The sequence below is a fragment of the Micromonospora sp. CNZ295 genome, assembly GCF_004217535.1.
On record NZ_SHKZ01000001.1, the window covers coordinates 1804629 to 1820680 of the forward strand.

Here is a 16052-nt window from a genome sequence, read left to right on the forward strand (position 1 = left end):
CGGGCGGCGCGGCCCACCGGCCGCGGCGCATGCGGGGAAGCTTTTCCGGGTATCCGGGCCGGGTGATCGGGGACGCACACCGTGTGCGGTCGGATGCCGCCCGAGCGTGTGAACGTCTGCGAGGTCTCGTCGCCGAGCGTGGTCGGGTAGTTGTCGGACCGTCAGTTAACAGAACCGACTAATGCCACAATTCGGAAAGGCGGCTCCGGAGCCGGCGACGATTTCGCCACCTGCGAATCGGTTACGCGTTGTAGGAGGTGTGGGGCAGATGACGGCGTTCGACCGCGATCTACCTGCTGTCCCGCTGATACACGAGCGCCCCGAGCAGGGCGTACGTGACGCAGCGCGGTTTGATCACTACCGGAACGAGGTTGCGCAGCGTCACCGCCGGAGGTCTAGGCTGTCTGCTGTTCCCGAAGATCCATCCATTTCTAGTGATCGAGAATTCGACGTGACGAGTGCGTTGACGCTGCCGAGCGGCGGCCATCTGGCGTCGTCCTGGATAGAGGCGCCCACCGGGTCCCAGGCCCTGCCCTTCGAGCTGGACCACCTCCTCGCTCTCCGGGTACCGGGCCTGATCGCCACGCGCCGTCACATCCACTCGCACCCGGAGCTCTCCGGCCAGGAGTTCGAGACCGCCGCCCTGATCGCCCGGGAGCTCTCCCTGGCCGGGCTGCGCCCGCGGCTGCTGCCCAAGGGCAACGGCGTCATCTGCGACATCGACGGCCGCCCCGACGGCCCGGTGGTCGCGCTCCGCGCCGACATCGACGCGCTGCCGCTGACCGACACCAAGGACGTGCCGTTCCGGTCGACCGTGGACGGCGTCTGCCACGCCTGCGGCCACGACGTGCACACCACGATCATGCTCGGCGTGGGCATGCTCCTCGCCCAGCTCGCCGACCAGGGCGAGCTGCCGGGCCGGGTGCGCCTGATCTTCCAGCCGGCCGAGGAGATCCTGCCCTGCGGTTCGCTCGAGGTGATCGAGGCCGGCGGTCTCGACGACGTGGTGCAGATCTTCGCGCTGCACTGCGACCCGAACCTGCCGGTCGGCAAGATCGGCCTGCGGGTCGGCCCGATCACCGCCGCCGCCGACAACGTGACCGTCCGGCTGACCGGGCCCGGCGGCCACACCGCCCGGCCGCACCTGACCGTCGACCTGGTCGACGCGCTCGGCCGGCTGATCACCGAGGTTCCGGCCCTGGTGAGCCGCCGGGTGCCGGCCAACAGCGGGCTGCTGCTGGTGTTCGGCCATGCCTCGGCCGGCACCCGGTACAACGTCATCCCGTCGGAGGCCTGCGCCTCCGGCACCCTGCGCGTGATGGACCGGGACACCTGGGAGATGGCCCCCAAGGTCGTCGGTCAGGTGGTGCGCGACGTGATCGCCCCGACCGGCGCCACGGTGGACCTGGAGTATCTGCGCGGCCGGCCGCCGGTCAGCAACGACTCGCGGGCCATCCAGGTGCTCACCGCCGCCACCGCCGCGGCGCTCGGGCCGGAGGGCATCGCCGAGACCCCGCAGAGCATGGGTGGCGAGGACTTCTCGTGGTACCTGGAGTACGTCCCCGGTGCCCTCGCCCGGCTCGGCGTCGGCCGCTCCGGCCCGAACGTCGACCTGCACCGCGCGTCGTTCGACCCCGACGAGCGAGCCATCCCGGTCGGCGTCCGGGTTATGGTGCAGACCGCGCTCCGGGCACTGGCGGCGGCGGGCTGACACCGGCGTCGGCCCGGGCGGTGGGAACGGCCGGCGTGGCGACCAGCGCCGGCCGCGGCCGGCGACGGCGCAGCAGCCACACCAGCACCCCGACGGGTACGCCGAGGACGATCAGCCAGGGCAGCACCGCCCCGAGCACGGTCAGCAGCACGACCATCGAGGCGAGGAAGACCTTCCAGCCACCCTCCAGCCCGACCATGAAGCCGAGCTCGGGCTCGCCGTCGTCGGTGGCGGCGTCCGGGCCGACCAGCGACACCGTGATCGTGGACAGCGCGGTCAGATCCGCCAGGCGGCGCTTCTTGGCCTCCAGGGAGGCGAGGTCGGCCTCGCGGCGGGCCAGCTCGTTCTCCAGCGACACCAGGTCGCTGATCGACTGGGCCCGGGCGAGCAGCCGGCGGGCGTTCTCCACCCGGGCCCGCTGGGTAATGATCCGGGCGTCCAGGTCCACCGTTTCCTCGGTGACGTCCTCGGTGCTGATCTCCTGCCGCTGGCGGGTGCCCAGCCTGGCGATCTCGTCCACCACCGTGGTGAACTTCGCCGCCGGCACCCGCAGCGTCAGCTCTGCCGTGGCGTCCCCGTCGACGCTGCGCCGCTGGTCCCCGCCGACGAAGCCGCCGGCAGCGGTCACCAGGGCGAGCGCGTCGCGCGCCGCCCGGTCCACGTCCTCCACCTGCACCCGCATCGAGCCGGTGTAGATGATGGCGCGCTGGTCGAGCCGCAGGTCCGCCCCGCCACCGCCCTCCGCTTTCCCGGGCTGGCCGGCCCCGGCCGGCGCCGCACCGGCCTGGTCGGCCGCACCGCCCTCCGCGCCGGTGGCCGGCTGCACCGCCGCGCCGTCGCTGCCGCTGTTGTCGCCTCCCGCGCCGCCGCAACCGCCGACGGCCAGCACCGCCGCCAGCGCCGCCGCGACCAGCACGCCCCGACGACGTCCGATTCCGCCCATCCCCGCTCCGATCCCTCGTGGCCGGCCGCCAAGCCGGCCGCCCGTGTCTGTGGCCCCGGACCACCGGGACGATCGGTCAGACGGGACGCGGTGCCGCGTCCGTTCCGGCAGACTGCGCTGAGGACGTCACGATTCGATAATCGAGGAGTCACGAAATGCGGCTGACCAAGTACGCCCACTCCTGTGTACGCGTCGAGCACGACGGGGGAGTCCTGGTCATCGACCCGGGCGCCTTCAGTGAGCGCGCCGCGCTGGACGGGGCGGACGCCGTACTGATCACCCACGAGCACCCCGACCACGTCGACGTGGCGGCGCTGACCGAGCAGCACGACCGCCGCCCGTTCCCCGTGTACGGCCCGGCCTCGCTGGCCGCCACACTGGACGGTCTGGCCGACGTGCTCACCCCGGTCGAGCCGGGTGGCGAGTTCACCGCCGCCGGCGTCGCGGTCCGTGCCTACGGTGGGCGGCACGCCGTGATCCATCCCGACCTTCCGGTGATCGACAACCTGGCGTACCTGATCGACGACCGGGTCTACCACCCCGGTGACTCCCTGGTCGTCCCCGATGACGTGCAGGTGGACACGCTCTTCCTGCCGATCCACGCGCCGTGGACCAAGTTCTCCGAGTCGCTGGACTTCCTCCGTGCGGTCGCGCCGCGCCGGGCGTACGCGCTGCACGACGGGCTGCTCAACGACAACGGCCTGACCGTGCTGAACAACAACTTCACCCGACTCTCCGACGTGGACTACCGGCGGCTCGATCCGGGCACCCGGGTCGACGCCTGAGCCGCGATGCCCGGTCCACCCCGGGAACTGGTGCGGCAGCTCTACCGCACACCCCCCGACCGGTTCGTGGCCGCCCGGGACGAGGCGGTCGCCGAAACCCGTCGTGCCGGCGACGCGCGTACCGCCCGGGAGATCGCCCGGCTGCGCCGCCCCACGGTGGCGGCCTGGCTGGTCAACCTGCTCGCGCTGGAACGGCCCGAGCTGGTCGCCGACCTCAGCCAACTCGCCGAGTCGCTGCGGTCCGCCCAGCGGGAACTGCGCGGCGCGAAACTGCGTGAACTGTCCGCACAGCGCCGGGCCGTGGTCGGCGCGCTGGTCGCCGAGGTGCGCAAGCTGGCGGCAGCGGTCGACGGTGCGCCAGCGGCCGGGAAGCTGCCCCTGGGCGAGGTGGAGGCGACCCTGAACGCCGCGCTCTCCGACGCCGAGGTGGCCGAGCAGGTGCGCTCCGGCCGGCTCCTGCGGGCCGCCAGCTACGCCGGCTTCGGCGAGGTGCCTCGCCCGCAGCTGCGCCTGGTGACCGGTGGCGGGGACGAGGAGACCGAGCCGCCGTCCCGGCCGGGCGGGGCGGACCGGTCGGCGCTCCGGGCCGGGCAGGCGGAGCGGGCCGCCCGTGCCGAGCGGGCGCGGCGGCGCCGGGCGCTGGAGAGGGAGCTGGCGAGGGCGCGTACCGACCAGGACCGGGCCGAGGCGGAGCTGGCCGGCGCCGCGGAGGCCGAGCGCGACGGCGCGACCGCCCTCGAAGCCATCGAGACGGAACTCGCCGAGCTGGAGCGCCGGCGGGCCGTCGCCGAACAGGAGCTGAGCCGGGCAAAGCTGGCCCGGCGGGCGGCCGAGCGGACGGCGACCGTCGCCCGCCGTCGCACCGGGGAGGTCGAGGCCGCGGTGGAGGCGCTCGACGCCGAGGTGGGGGATGCCGGTCCTGCCGGCGGCACGGCAGACTGACCGCTGTGGACGGACAGGCCCTGGGGCGGGGAGCGCCGGGATGACCCCGGAGCAGGTGGCGGCCGGCTGCAAGCCGTCCGTGCTGGAACTCGGTGACGCCTTCACCCGCTGCCCGGTCACCCTCCGCCAGGCGCGGCTGCTCGGCATCTCCGGGTGGGCCTTCTACATCGCCGGGCGGGCCGGCGCACTCGGTGACGTCCGCGCGGAGACGGTGGCCGCCGCGCTCGGGTTCATCGCCCCGGACGCGGTCGCCGACGGTTGGGACGCCGCCGTGCGGACCGTCCGGCCGACCCAGGTGGCCGCCGCGACGCTGCTGGAGTGCTGCCGGTGGGGCGACGAGAACCTCGAACCCCTGCCGGATGCCGGCCGGCTCGCCGGCCTGCTGGAACGGGCGGTCGAGGCCGCCGACGCCACCGGGATGCCGCTCTTCGCGGCCTGGCGGGCGATGCCCGTGCCGCAACGCTCGGCGGGTGCCCGGGCGGCGGTGAGCCTGCGCCTGCTGCGGGAACACTTCGCCGGGGCGCACCTGCTGGCGGTGCGCGCCGCGGGCATGACACCGCTGGAGGCGGTGCTGGCCGGCCCGGAGGGCGAGGCCGGAGCCGTCGCGGCCGGCTGGCCGCCCCCGTACCCGCCGGTGGGCCCCCTGGTCCGCCGCCGGCTGTGGGCGGAGGCGGTGACCGAGCGGTTGACCGCCCCGGCGTTCACGGCGCTCGGCCGCACCGACGGCACCGAGCTGGTGGACCTGCTGGCCGGCGTTCGCGCCCGGCTGCGCCGGCCCTGAGGGCGGACGGTCCTGAGCCACGCCGTGCCGGCGGCCGGGCGGTGTCCGGCGCCCGCCGTCGGCGGCACGGAACCGCTCACGAGGCGCCGAAAATCGGCGGCGGCCCCGACGGCGGGCTGTCAGGATCGGCGCCGTGACCCTTCCCGCCGGCTGGACCGCCCGCCGACCCACCCTCGACGACGTCCCCGCCATCCTCGCCGTCGTGCACGCCGCCGACGTCTTCGCGGTCGGCTACCCCGACTTCGACGACGAGGACGTCAAGGCCGCCCTCGCGGCGCCCTTCACCGATCCGACCCGGGACTCCTGGGTGGTCAGCGACCCCGACGGCGAGCTGGTCGCCTGGGCGACCGTGGACAATCCGACCGGCGTGGGCCGGGAGTTCGTCGAGGTCTACGTCGACCCCGAGCGCGGGGCGGACCTGCGCGCCCCGCTGCTGGCCCGAATGCTCGACCGGGTCGCCGAGCGCGCCGCCGAGCGGGACGTGCCCACGCTGACCGCCCGGGTGTCGGTCTTCGCCCCGGAGACCCGGTGGGCCGCCGAGGTGGCCGAGGCCGGTTTCACCCGCGCCAAGCGGTACCTGGCGATGCGCCGGTCCCTGGCCGACCTGCCCGCCGAGCCGCCGCCTCCGCCCGGGGTGACCGTCCGCCCGCTGCGCGACGACGAGGCCGACCTGCGCGAATTCTACCGGATCTTCGACACCGCCTTCCGGGACACCCCGGACTACGAGCCGGTCGGCTTCGACCGGTGGCGTGAGCAGCTCCGCCTCTTCGGCACCACCTGGGACGAGTGGTTCGTCGCCGAGGTCGACGGGGCGCCCGCCGGGGCGCTGCAATCCTCCGACCAGGCGCTGGACCAGAACGAGGGATGGGTGCGCAGCCTGTCGGTGCTGCCCGCGTACCGGCGGCGTGGGGTCGGCGCGGCGCTGCTGTGGCGGGCCTTCACCGCCTACGCCGCCAAGGGCCGGCAGTGGGCCGGGCTCGGGGTCGACCTGGCCAACCCGACCGTGCCGGTCACCCTCTACCGGTCGGTCGGGCTCGGCGAGACGCGCTGGACCGACATGTACGAGCTGGTCGTACCGGCCGCGGATGTGTGATTGACGACGCGCGGCGGGGCCGGCTCGTCGCCCCGCCGCCGCCGGTAGCAGACTGGGGCCGTGCGACAGGCCCTACGCGGACGCGGTGCCGGTGGGGCGGGAGCGCAGGTCCGTGACGTAGTCGTCCGGCGCGCCCGCCTTCTCGGCGGCGTTCGCGATCTCCGACAGGTACCACGACGTCGGCAGGCCGCCCTCGTAGCCGTCGAAGACGTAGATCCACGCCGTCACGTCGCCGTCCAGCGTCGAGACCCGTACGTGCAGCTTGCGGTAGGTGCCGGAGGTCACACCCTCGATCTCGTCGAGCTGCGCCGCGTCGTACGGGTGGATGTCGTACAGCGCCACGAACACGCGGTCGCCGGGCGATTCCACCACCGTGCTGACCGCCCCTTCCCAGCCGATGACGCCCTCGCCGGCGAAGGTGAGCCGCCAGCCCTCCAGCCAGCCGGTACCCACCATGGGCGAATGCGGACAGTAGGCGCGCATCCGGGCAGGGTCGAGGTTTGAGCCGTAGGCGGCGTAATGACGCACGGCGATGACGATAGCCGGGCCGGCCGGTGGGGGAGAATACGACGGTGCGTGTCGGACGCGTTCGGGAGAAGAAAGTCACTGTGAGCATGGACGAGGGGCGAGCACTGTGAGCCGGATCGTGATCATCGGCGGCGGGCCGGCCGGCTACGAGGCGGCTCTGGTCGCCGCCCAGCTGGACGCCGACGTCACCGTCGTGGAGGCCGAGGGCGCCGGCGGGGCGTGCGTGCTGTCCGACTGCGTGCCGTCGAAGACCTTCATCGCCAGCTCGCAGGTGGTCACCGGTTACCGGGACACCGAGGAGTTCGGGGTCCACTCGGACGGCCTGGAGGCGGTCACGGTCGACGCGCCGGCCGTCAACGGCCGGGTCAAGCGCCTCGCGCTCGCCCAGTCCGCCGACATCCACGCCAAGCTCGTCAAGGCGGGCGTGACGTTCGTGGCCGGCAGCGCCCGGCTCGGCGAGGACACTCTCGGTCACACCCACCGGGTGATCGTCACCCCGGCCGACGGTGGCGCTGAGTACGCGATCGACGCCGCCACCGTCCTGGTCGCCACCGGCGCGACGCCACGCCAGCTGCCCACCGCGGTCCCCGACGGGGAGCGCATCCTGACCTGGCGGCAGGTGTACGACCTGGCCGAGCTTCCCGAGCACCTGATCGTGGTCGGCTCCGGCGTGACCGGCGCCGAGTTCGCCAGCGCGTACCTGGCGATGGGGATCGAGGTCACCCTCGTCTCCAGCCGGGACCGGGTCATGCCGCACGAGGACGCCGACGCGGCGATGGCCATCGAGCGGGTGTTCCGCAGCCGGGGCATGAGCATCCTGAACAACTCCCGGGCCGAGGCGGTCCGCCGGACCGACGGCGGCGTCGAGGTCGAGCTCTCCGACGGGCGCAAGGTGTACGGCTCGCACGCCCTGATCGCGGTCGGCTCGATCCCCAACACCGCCAACCTCGGCCTGGCCGAGTACGGCGTCGGGCTGGCCAAGGGCGGGTACGTCACCGTCGACCGGGTCTCCCGCACGAACGTGCCCGGCATCTACGCGGCCGGCGACTGCACCGGCGTGCTGCCGCTGGCCAGCGTGGCCGCCATGCAGGGCCGCATCGCCATGTGGCACGCGCTCGGCGAGGCGGTCCGCCCGCTGCGGCTGCGTACGGTCGCGGCGAACGTCTTCACCGACCCCGAGCTGGCCACGGTCGGCGTCAGCCAGGACGAGGTCGACGCGGGGAAGGTCCCCGCCCGCCAGGTCATGTTGCCGCTCGCCGGCAACGCCCGGGCGAAGATGGACGAGGTCTCCGACGGTTTCGTCAAGCTCTTCTGCCGGCCCGCCAGCGGCCAGGTGATCGGCGGCGTGGTGGTCGCCCCGAAGGCGAGCGAGCTGATCCTGCCGATCACGATGGCGGTGGAGAACAACCTGACGGTCAACGAGCTGGCGCAGACGATCACGATCTACCCGTCCCTGTCCGGCTCGGTCACCGAGGCGGCCCGGCAGCTGATGCTGCACGAACTGGAGTGACGGCGGTCAGCGCGACGGCGACGGTGGCGAGGATGGCCACTTCGGCGACGATCAGCAGGCGTTCCACCAGGCCGAGCAGCATCCGGTCGCCGGGGTAGGCCGACCAGATCATCGCGGCGGCGAGCACCAGGCTGGCGACGGCGAACCGGCGTACCCACCGGGCGGGGCCGGCGGGCAGCCGGTCGGCCAGCAGCCAGCCCCCGAGTGGCAGGGCCAGGAACGCGATCACCGACGCGTACCGGTGCACGTACGCGGCAGTGTCCATGGGCAGCCCCGGTTCGTTCGTGGGCACCGCCGCGGCGAGCAGCAGCCCACCGATCCAGGCCGCCAGCAGCATCTCGACCGGGCGCGCCCGCCACAGCCGCCGCAGGGCGGGAAGCAGGACCGCCGTGGCGACGGCGAGCACCATCATGGCCGTGTCGATGGCGCCGCCCCGGTCCGAGACGGCGTAGTCGCTGATCGTCAGCGACCAGGGGTCGAGGCCGTCCACCCCGAGGTGGCCGACCACGGCGAGCAGCGCCGCCAGGGCGATCCCGCCGAGTGCGAGCAGTCCGCTGTTCCGGCTTTCGGGCATGCCTCACCCTGTCGCCGGAGCCACCCGAAGCGGATCCGGGCGGGCCACCGAAATCGATGCCGGGGTCCGCCCCTAGGGTCCGCCGCGCGTCGCTCAGTCGATCGGGACGTCGGTCGGGCGGGTGGTGCGGGAGGCCAGCAGGGTCATCGCCCAACCGGCGGCCGCGAACCCCACCGCCGCCGCACCGGCGATGAGCGCGAGACGCCACGCCGAGCCGGTCAGGGCGGCACCGCCGAGGTGGCCGACCAGTGCCCCGTACGCCGCCCAGCCCAGCGCGGCCATGGACTCGTACAGCAGGAACAGCCGGTACGGGTAGCGGCGCCGGCCGGCCGAGAAGCAGGCCGCCATCCGGCCGCCGGGCACGAAGCGGCAGACCAGGATGACCACCGGTCCCGGGCGGCGCAGGCCCCGGGTGACCCGGCCGGCGACCCGCCGGGCCGGACCGGGCTCTCCGGCCCGCCGTAGGCTGCGGCCGGCCCGCAGGGTGGCCGCGAGCCGCGAGGACGGCGCCACCCGACCGAGCAGGTAGCAGGTCAGATCTCCGGCGAAGACGCCGGCCGCCCCGACCGCGATGGTGACCGGCAGGCTCAGGCCGCCGTAGACGGTCAGCGCCCCGGAGGTGATCATGATGGCCTGGGTCGGGATCACCGGGACGAAGGCGTCCGCGATCAGCAGGCCGAGCAGCGCGAGGTACGCCCAGGTCGGCGACGCGACGTCAAGGAGTTCGGGCACGGCTGTCACCTCGCCGGACGGGCCGATCGGATGCTGGAGAGCCTGCCGGGCCGCCGGGCCTCACCGGGGGCGACCCTGGCGAGTCGTGACCGTCGACACGGAATCCAGTCGCAGGTGAACGATCCGGGGGATGCGGAGGTTACGGCCTGCGCCCGGAATCCGGGAACGCGACCGCTCGCGGGATCGGCGGTCATCGGCGTACCGTTGTCGGCGCGCGGCCCCGTCGGGTCCCCCGTTCTCGACGAGCCGGCCGCCGCGGGCCGCCGGCAGGTCCCGTGCCGGCGGCCCGCCCAATAGATGGCGGTACCGGTGATGGGCACCGGCACCGTAGCCCGTGTCAGTCGACCGGAATGCGGTAGACCAACTCATAGCGGCCGCAGGCCGCCCCGCGCGACTGCTGGCCCAGGCGATCACCGATGGGCTGCGGCTCTCCCGGACGCAGCATGCAAGATCATTTGCGGGGGCAGTGCAGGAGGGTGGCGGCATGAATGCGTATCGAGACGAAGGCCTCGGATGGCTCGCCGGGGTCATGGCGGCGCTCGGCGCAGCGATCGTCGTCGTGAACCTTCTCGAGCTCGACTTCTGGCTGTTCAGTGTCTTCGCCGTCCTGCCGCTGGCATTCGGCCTCATCCTCCTTGCTGTCGGCGGGGGTCTACTCCTGGCCGGCCTGCTCTCCGGGCGGAAATCCGGCGCCTGATCGGGGATCGTCGCCGCCACCACAACTGGTCCGTCGACCTGATCCGGCCGCCGTGATGAGCGTGTCCCTCGAAATCCGGATGCCCGTGCGCGGCGGGTCGACGTACGCTCGCCGCATGCATGGTGCGGTACGGACCACGACGCCGGGAGACCCCGGCGTGCCGCACTGACACATCCGTCGACGAGGCCCCGGGGCGATCCGCCCCGGGGCCTCGTGGCGTTTCCGGGCGTCGGACGCCTTCGGGCCGTACCCGAACCAGGAGCGCGACATGATCGACCACCGCAAGCTGGGCCGGGAGCTCGGCCTCTTCACCTCCGACCCGCTCGCCGGCGCGGGCCTGCCGCTCTGGCTTCCGGCCGGGGCCGCGGCCCGGCAGGCCGTCGAGGAGTACGTCCGCGACCTCGAGCGCCGGGCGGGCTACCAGCACGTCCTCACCCCACCGATGGGTAAGCGGGAGCTCTTCGAGCTCTCCGGCCATCTGGATTACTTCGCGGAGGACATGTTCCCACCGATGCGGCTCTCCGCCGACGACGTCTTCGTGCTGCGGCCGGCGCTCTGCCCGCACCACGCGCTGGTGTACCGGTCGCGCGGTCGGTCCTGGCGGGACCTGCCGCTGCGGATCGCCGAACTGGGCGGCATGTACCGGGCCGAGCGCTCCGGTGTGCTCGGCGGGCTGGCCCGGGTGCGCGCCATCTCGTTGAACGACGCGCACAACTTCTGCGCGCTGGAGCAGGTCGGCGAGGAGGTGGCGGAGATTCTGCGGCTGATCCGGGAGGCGCACGCCGCGCTCGGCGTACGGCCGGCGGGGTTCCGCCTGTCGCTGCGTGGGCCGGGGGCGAAGTACGTCGGCGACGAGGCCGACTGGGCGCGGGCCGAGGACCTGCTCCGCGCCGCGCTCGACGGGGTGGCGTACACCGACGGCCCGGGCGAGGCCGCCTTCTACGGCCCGAAGATCGACATCCAGATCGTCGACGCCGCCGGCCGGGAGTCGACCCTGGCCACCGTCCAGCTCGACTTCGACAAACCGGAGCGGTTCAACCTGTCCTACGTGGACTCGGGTGGGGCGCGGCGGCGGCCGGTCATGGTGCACCGGAGCCTGGTGGGCAGCATGGAGCGGCTGTTCGCGTACCTGATCGAGGTGCACGAGGGCGCCTTCCCCGCCTGGTACGCGCCGGTGCAGGTGGTGGTCCTGCCGGTCGACGCCGGGCAGGACCGCGCGGCCGACGGGTTCGCCGCCGAGGCGCGGGCGGCCGGGCTGCGGGTCGAGGTGGACCGGGCCGGGTCGCTGGGCGCGCGGATCCGCGACGCGGCCCGCGCCCGCGTCCCGTACGCGGCGGTGATCGGCCCGAGCGAGGCGGCCGACGGCCGGGTCTCGCTGCGCCTGCGCGACGGTCGGTCCCTGGACCCGGCGCCCGCCGCCGAGGCGCTCGCCCTGATCGCGGCGGTCGTCGGGGCCCGCGCCGCCGATCTCCTCCCGGCCGGGTGAACGGTCGCCGGCCGGTCCCCGCGGCGCGCCGCGGGGACCGGTCCGGTCCCGTCGTCCGGTCACGGCCCGGCAACCGCCGGTTCCGGCTCCGCCGCGGTTCCGCGGGTGAACTGGGAGCGGTGGAGGCGCGCGTAGGCGCCGTCCGCCGCGAGCAGCTCGTCGTGGGTGCCCTGCTCGACGATCCGGCCGTCCTCCATCATCAGGATCAGGTCGGCGTCGCGGATGGTGGAGAGGCGGTGCGCGATGACGAAGCTGGTCCGGTCCGACCGCAACGCCGCCATCGCCCGCTGGAGCAGCACCTCCGTCCGGGTGTCCACCGAACTGGTGGCCTCGTCGAGGATCAGCAGGGACGGCTCGGCCAGGAACGCGCGGGCGATGGTGATGAGCTGTTTCTCGCCGGCGCTGACATTGCTGCCCTCCTCGTCGATCACCGTGTCGTAGCCGTCCGGCAGACTGCGGACGAACCGGTCCACGAACGTCGCCCGGGCCGCGGCCAGGATCTCCTCCTCGGTGGCGTCCGGTCGCCCGTACGCGATGTTGTCCCGGATCGTGCCGGCGAAGAGCCACGTGTCCTGCAGCACCATGCCGACGCGGCCGCGCAGGTCGTCCCGGCTGAGCCGGGTGATGTCCACCCCGTCGAGGGTGATCCGGCCGCCGTCCAGCTCGTAGAAGCGCATGACCAGGTTGACCAGCGTGGTCTTGCCGGCCCCGGTCGGCCCGACGATCGCCACCGTGTGGCCCGGCTCGGCGACCAGCGACAGGTCCTCGATCAGCGGCTCGTCCGGCGCGTAGCGGAAGGAGACCTGCTCGAACTCGACCCGCCCGCGCGGGTCGGTCACCCGCGCCGGCACGGCCGGATCGGGGGTCTGCTCCTCGGCGTCGAGCACCGCGAAGACCCGCTCGGCGGAGGCCACCCCGGACTGGAGCAGGTTCGCCATCGAGGCGACCTGGGTCAGCGGCTGGGTGAACTGGCGGGAGTACTGGATGAACGCCTGCACGTCGCCGAGGGTCATCGTGCCCGACGCCACCCGGAGCCCGCCGACCACGGCGATCGCCACGTAGCTGAGGTTCCCGATGAACATCATCGCCGGCATGATGATCCCGGAGACGAACTGCGCGCCGAAGCTGGCCCGGAACAGCTCCTCGTTCTTCGCCGCGAACGCGGCCTGCACCTCGCGCTGCCGGCCGAACACCTTGACCAGCTCGTGCCCGGTGAACGCCTCCTCGACCTGGCCGTTGAGCTCACCGGTGTGCGTCCACTGCGCGACGAACCTCGGCTGCGACCGCTTCGCGATCTGCTGCGTGACGATCACCGACAACGGCACCGCGACCAGCGCGACCAGGGCCAGCAGCGGCGAGATCCAGACCATCATGGCGAGTACGCCGATCACGGTGAGCAGCGAGGTGAGCAGCTGGCTCAGCGTCTGCTGGAGGCTGATCGAGATGTTGTCGATGTCGTTGGTCACCCGGCTGAGCAGCTCGCCGCGGGGCTGGCGGTCGAAGTACGGCAGCGGCAGCCGGTTCAGCTTCGCCTCCACGTCCTCCCGCAGCCGGTGGACCGTCCGCTGCACCACACCGGTCAGCAGCCACCCCTGCCACCAGGTGAGCAGGGCCGCCGCGACGTAGAGGCCGAGCGCCAGCAGCAGCACGCGGGCCAGCGCGGCCGAGTCGATGCCGGCGCCGGGCACGACATCCATCCGGGTGATGATGTCGGCGAAGCTGTCGTTGCCCGCCGCCCGGGCGGCCGTCGCCGCCTGCTCGGTCGTCGTACCGGCCGGGAGCTGCCGGCCCAGCACCCCGGCGAAGATCAGGTCGGTGGCGCGCCCGAGCACCTTCGGCCCCACCACGGCCAACCCGACGCCGAGCACGGCGAGCCCGAGCACCCCGACCAGTTGGACGCGGTGCGGGCGCAGCCGGCCGAGCAGCCGCCGGGCCGACGGCCCGAAGGACATCGACCGCTCGGCGGGCATGCCGGCGCCCATCCACCCGGGGCCGCCGCGCTGGCCGCCGGGGAGCCGCCGCGGCGTCGGCCCGTCGCCGGCCGGCTTCTTCTGTCGTACGACGCTCACGCTGGCACCCCCGTGCTCAGTTGGGACGCGACGATCTCCGCGTACGTGGGGCAGGTCCGCAGCAGCTCGTCGTGCCGGCCGATCCCGACCACGCCGCCGTCCTCCAGCACGACGATCTGGTCGGCGTCGACGACCGTGGACACCCGCTGGGCCACGATCACGACCGCCGCGTCGGCGGTGACCGGCCGCAACGCCGCCCGCAGCCGCGCGTCGGTGCCGAGGTCGAGCGCCGAGAACGAGTCGTCGAACAGGTAGATCTCCGGCCGGCGGACCAGCGCCCGCGCGATGGCCAGGCGCTGTCGCTGCCCGCCGGAGACGTTGGTGCCGCCCTGCGCGATCGGCGCGGCCAACCCGTCCGGCGTCGCCTCGACGAAGTCGCGCGCCTGCGCCACCTCCAGCGCCTCCCACAGCTCGGCGTCGGTCGCGTCCGGGTTGCCGTGCCGCAGGTTGCTCGCGATCGTGCCGGTGAACAGGTACGGGCGCTGCGGCACCAGGCCGATCCGCCGCCACAGCTCGTCGGGCGCGAGGTCCCGGACGTCGACGCCGTCGACCAGCACGGCGCCCGACGTCACGTCGATCAGGCGTGGCACCAGGGACAGCAACGTGCTCTTGCCGGCGCCGGTGCTGCCGACCACCGCGGTGGTGGTGCCCGGCGCCACCCGGAACGACACGTCCCGCAGCACCGGCTCGGCGGCGCCCGGGTACTGGAAGCGGACGTCGCGCAGCTCGAGCTCGGCCCGACCCGGTGGCCGGGTGACCGGCCGCGCCGGCGGGACGACGGAGGACTCGGTGTCCAGCACCTCGACGATGCGTTCCGCGCACACCGCCGCCCTCGGCACCATCATCAGCATGAACGTGGCCATCATGACGGCCATCAGGATCTGCATCAGGTACTGGAGGAAGGCGGTGAGCGAGCCGACCTCGATGGCTCCGGCGTCCACCCGCTGGGCACCGAACCAGAGCACCGCGACGCTGGAGACGTTGAGCACCAGCATCACCACGGGGAAGATCAGGGCGGCCAGCCGGCCGGTCCACAGCGCGGTCGCGGTCAGGTCGGTGTTGGCGGCGGCGAAGCGCCGCGTCTCGTCCGGCTCGCGGACGAACGCCCGGACCACGCGGATGCCGGTGATCTGCTCGCGGAGCACCCGGTTGACCGTGTCGATGCGGGTCTGCATGAGCCGGAACCCGGGCACCATCCGCCGGATGACCAGCCCCAGGCCGATCGCCAGGACGGGCACGCTGACCAGCATCAGCCAGGAGAGGCCGACGTCCTCGCGCAACGCCATCACCACTCCGCCGACGCTCATGATCGGGGCGGCGACCAGCATCGTGCAGCTCATCAGCACGAGCATCTGCACCTGCTGCACGTCGTTGGTGTTGCGGGTGATCAGGGACGGCGCGCCGAACCGGGCCACCTCGCGGGCGGAGAAGCGGTTGACGTGCGCGAAGACCGCCGCGCGGACGTCCCGGCCGTACGCGCCGGCGGTGCGGGCGCCCAGGTAGACGGCGGCCACCGCGCAGACGATCTGCACCAGGCTGACCGCGAGCATCCAGCCCCCGGTGCGCAGGATGTAGCCGGTGTCGCCGCGGGCGATGCCGAGGTCGATGATGTCCGCGTTGAGGCTCGGCAGGTACAGCGAGGCGATCGTGCCGACGAACTGGAGGGCGACCACCGCGGCCAGCGGTCCGCGGTAGGGGCGCAGGTACGTCCGGAGCAGCCGGGTCAGCACGGGCGTCCTTCCGTGGCCTTCGCGCCGGCGGCGGAGCCGATGACCGCCAGCAGGAATTCGCGGATCACCGCGGCCTTCGCCGGGTCGGCGTCGACGGGGGTGAGCGGTCGGTCGGACCGCATCATGGCCCGCAGGGTCTCGACCCGAGTCCGTCCGGTCGGGGTGAGCGCCAGCCGGACGCTGCGCCGGTCGGTGTCGTCGCGCTGCCGCTCGACCAGGCCGTCGCGTTCGAGGGTGTCGACGATGCCGGTGAGGGTGGCCGGCTTGACGAAGCACCGCTCGGCGACCGCGCGGTGGGGCAGCTCACCGTGCTCGTGCAGCGTCATCAGGGTGACCATCCCGGCCTGGGTGAGGCCGTGCTCCTCGGCCAGGAGGCGGTTCCACCGCTGGCTGGTGAGGTGCCCGGCCACCACGAGCAGGCGCCCGATCGGTACGTCGTCGAGGCGGATCAGGTTCATGGGGGCCAGGTTA

15 protein-coding genes are annotated in these 16052 nt (G+C 73.6%); 8 read left to right on the forward strand and 7 right to left on the reverse strand.

What is annotated here, in order from left to right:
- Window positions 1-451: 451 nt before the first annotated feature.
- Window positions 452-1711, forward strand: a complete 1260-nt coding sequence (locus tag EV376_RS08675; protein WP_130321615.1) for an amidohydrolase — start codon at window positions 452-454, stop codon at window positions 1709-1711.
- Here EV376_RS08675 and EV376_RS08680 read toward each other — a convergent pair.
- Entirely contained in the window at window positions 1668-2654 is a 987-nt protein-coding gene (locus EV376_RS08680; protein WP_130321616.1) for a DUF4349 domain-containing protein, read from the reverse strand. The genes EV376_RS08675 and EV376_RS08680 overlap by 44 nt on opposite strands.
- A gap of 155 nt (window positions 2655-2809) precedes the next feature.
- Here EV376_RS08680 and EV376_RS08685 point away from each other — a divergent pair, with 155 nt between their 5' ends.
- The 4 genes from EV376_RS08685 (at window position 2810) to EV376_RS08700 (ending at window position 6255) form a co-directional block, all read left to right on the forward strand.
- A complete protein-coding gene (locus EV376_RS08685; protein ID WP_130321617.1) occupies window positions 2810-3439 on the forward strand; it encodes an MBL fold metallo-hydrolase in 630 nt (209 codons plus the stop codon).
- A gap of 6 nt (window positions 3440-3445) precedes the next feature.
- Window positions 3446-4381: a hypothetical protein gene (locus tag EV376_RS08690; RefSeq protein ID WP_130321618.1), complete on the forward strand. Its 936-nt coding sequence runs from the start codon at window positions 3446-3448 to the stop codon at window positions 4379-4381.
- Between the two features lie 40 nt (window positions 4382-4421).
- Window positions 4422-5162, forward strand: a complete 741-nt coding sequence (locus EV376_RS08695) for an SCO6745 family protein (RefSeq protein WP_130321619.1) — start codon at window positions 4422-4424, stop codon at window positions 5160-5162.
- A gap of 133 nt (window positions 5163-5295) precedes the next feature.
- On the forward strand, window positions 5296-6255 hold the full coding sequence (locus tag EV376_RS08700) for a GNAT family N-acetyltransferase (protein WP_130321620.1): 960 nt from the start codon (window positions 5296-5298) through the stop codon (window positions 6253-6255).
- 72 nt (window positions 6256-6327) lie between these two features.
- On the opposite strand, the gene EV376_RS08705 is transcribed toward EV376_RS08700, so the two are convergent.
- Entirely contained in the window at window positions 6328-6783 is a 456-nt protein-coding gene (locus tag EV376_RS08705) for a gamma-glutamylcyclotransferase family protein (RefSeq protein ID WP_130321621.1), read from the reverse strand.
- A 106-nt stretch (window positions 6784-6889) separates the two neighbouring features.
- Here EV376_RS08705 and EV376_RS08710 point away from each other — a divergent pair, with 106 nt between their 5' ends.
- Window positions 6890-8293, forward strand: a complete 1404-nt coding sequence (locus EV376_RS08710) for an NAD(P)H-quinone dehydrogenase (protein ID WP_130321622.1) — start codon at window positions 6890-6892, stop codon at window positions 8291-8293.
- Here the strand turns inward: EV376_RS08710 and EV376_RS08715 are convergent.
- The gene (locus tag EV376_RS08715) at window positions 8250-8867 is read right to left on the reverse strand and encodes a DUF998 domain-containing protein (protein ID WP_130321623.1); all 618 of its coding nucleotides are present in this window, start codon (window positions 8865-8867) and stop codon (window positions 8250-8252) included. The two genes, EV376_RS08710 and EV376_RS08715, sit on opposite strands and share 44 nt — an antisense overlap.
- Before the next feature lie 93 nt (window positions 8868-8960).
- On the reverse strand, window positions 8961-9599 hold the full coding sequence (locus EV376_RS08720) for a VTT domain-containing protein (RefSeq protein ID WP_130321624.1): 639 nt from the start codon (window positions 9597-9599) through the stop codon (window positions 8961-8963).
- A 484-nt stretch (window positions 9600-10083) separates the two neighbouring features.
- On the opposite strand from EV376_RS08720, the gene EV376_RS08725 reads away from it, so the two are divergent.
- Both EV376_RS08725 and thrS read left to right on the forward strand, forming a co-directional pair.
- Window positions 10084-10296 (forward strand): hypothetical protein, encoded by a 213-nt coding sequence (locus EV376_RS08725; protein WP_130321625.1) that lies wholly within the window; start codon window positions 10084-10086, stop codon window positions 10294-10296.
- 268 nt (window positions 10297-10564) lie between these two features.
- On the forward strand, window positions 10565-11782 hold the full coding sequence (gene thrS / locus EV376_RS08730; RefSeq protein ID WP_130321626.1) for a threonine--tRNA ligase: 1218 nt from the start codon (window positions 10565-10567) through the stop codon (window positions 11780-11782).
- Between the two features lie 59 nt (window positions 11783-11841).
- Here thrS and EV376_RS08735 read toward each other — a convergent pair whose 3' ends face one another.
- The 3 genes from EV376_RS08735 to EV376_RS08745 all read right to left on the reverse strand — a co-directional run bounded on the left by EV376_RS08735 (window position 11842) and on the right by EV376_RS08745 (window position 16039).
- The gene (locus EV376_RS08735) at window positions 11842-13752 is read right to left on the reverse strand and encodes an ABC transporter ATP-binding protein (protein ID WP_486482881.1); all 1911 of its coding nucleotides are present in this window, start codon (window positions 13750-13752) and stop codon (window positions 11842-11844) included.
- A gap of 95 nt (window positions 13753-13847) precedes the next feature.
- The gene (locus EV376_RS08740) at window positions 13848-15581 is read right to left on the reverse strand and encodes an ABC transporter ATP-binding protein (RefSeq protein WP_130321628.1); all 1734 of its coding nucleotides are present in this window, start codon (window positions 15579-15581) and stop codon (window positions 13848-13850) included.
- Window positions 15575-16039 (reverse strand): MarR family transcriptional regulator, encoded by a 465-nt coding sequence (locus EV376_RS08745; protein ID WP_130321629.1) that lies wholly within the window; start codon window positions 16037-16039, stop codon window positions 15575-15577. The genes EV376_RS08740 and EV376_RS08745 overlap by 7 nt, the downstream gene beginning before the upstream one ends.
- Window positions 16040-16052: the final 13 nt, after the last annotated feature.

What these genes read in the sequence shown, in the direction of transcription:
- EV376_RS08680 (WP_130321616.1), bottom strand. Translation starts at nt 2,654, where the DNA reads ATGGGCGGAATCGGACGTCGTCGGGGCGTGCTGGTCGCGGCGGCGCTG.
- EV376_RS08685 (WP_130321617.1), top strand. Translation starts at nt 2,810, where the DNA reads ATGCGGCTGACCAAGTACGCCCACTCCTGTGTACGCGTCGAGCACGAC.
- EV376_RS08690 (WP_130321618.1), top strand. Translation starts at nt 3,446, where the DNA reads ATGCCCGGTCCACCCCGGGAACTGGTGCGGCAGCTCTACCGCACACCC.
- EV376_RS08695 (WP_130321619.1), top strand. Translation starts at nt 4,422, where the DNA reads ATGACCCCGGAGCAGGTGGCGGCCGGCTGCAAGCCGTCCGTGCTGGAA.
- EV376_RS08715 (WP_130321623.1), bottom strand. Translation starts at nt 8,867, where the DNA reads ATGCCCGAAAGCCGGAACAGCGGACTGCTCGCACTCGGCGGGATCGCC.
- EV376_RS08725 (WP_130321625.1), top strand. Translation starts at nt 10,084, where the DNA reads ATGAATGCGTATCGAGACGAAGGCCTCGGATGGCTCGCCGGGGTCATG.
- thrS (WP_130321626.1), top strand. Translation starts at nt 10,565, where the DNA reads ATGATCGACCACCGCAAGCTGGGCCGGGAGCTCGGCCTCTTCACCTCC.
- EV376_RS08735 (WP_486482881.1), bottom strand. Translation starts at nt 13,752, where the DNA reads ATGCCCGCCGAGCGGTCGATGTCCTTCGGGCCGTCGGCCCGGCGGCTG.
- EV376_RS08745 (WP_130321629.1), bottom strand. Translation starts at nt 16,039, where the DNA reads ATGAACCTGATCCGCCTCGACGACGTACCGATCGGGCGCCTGCTCGTG.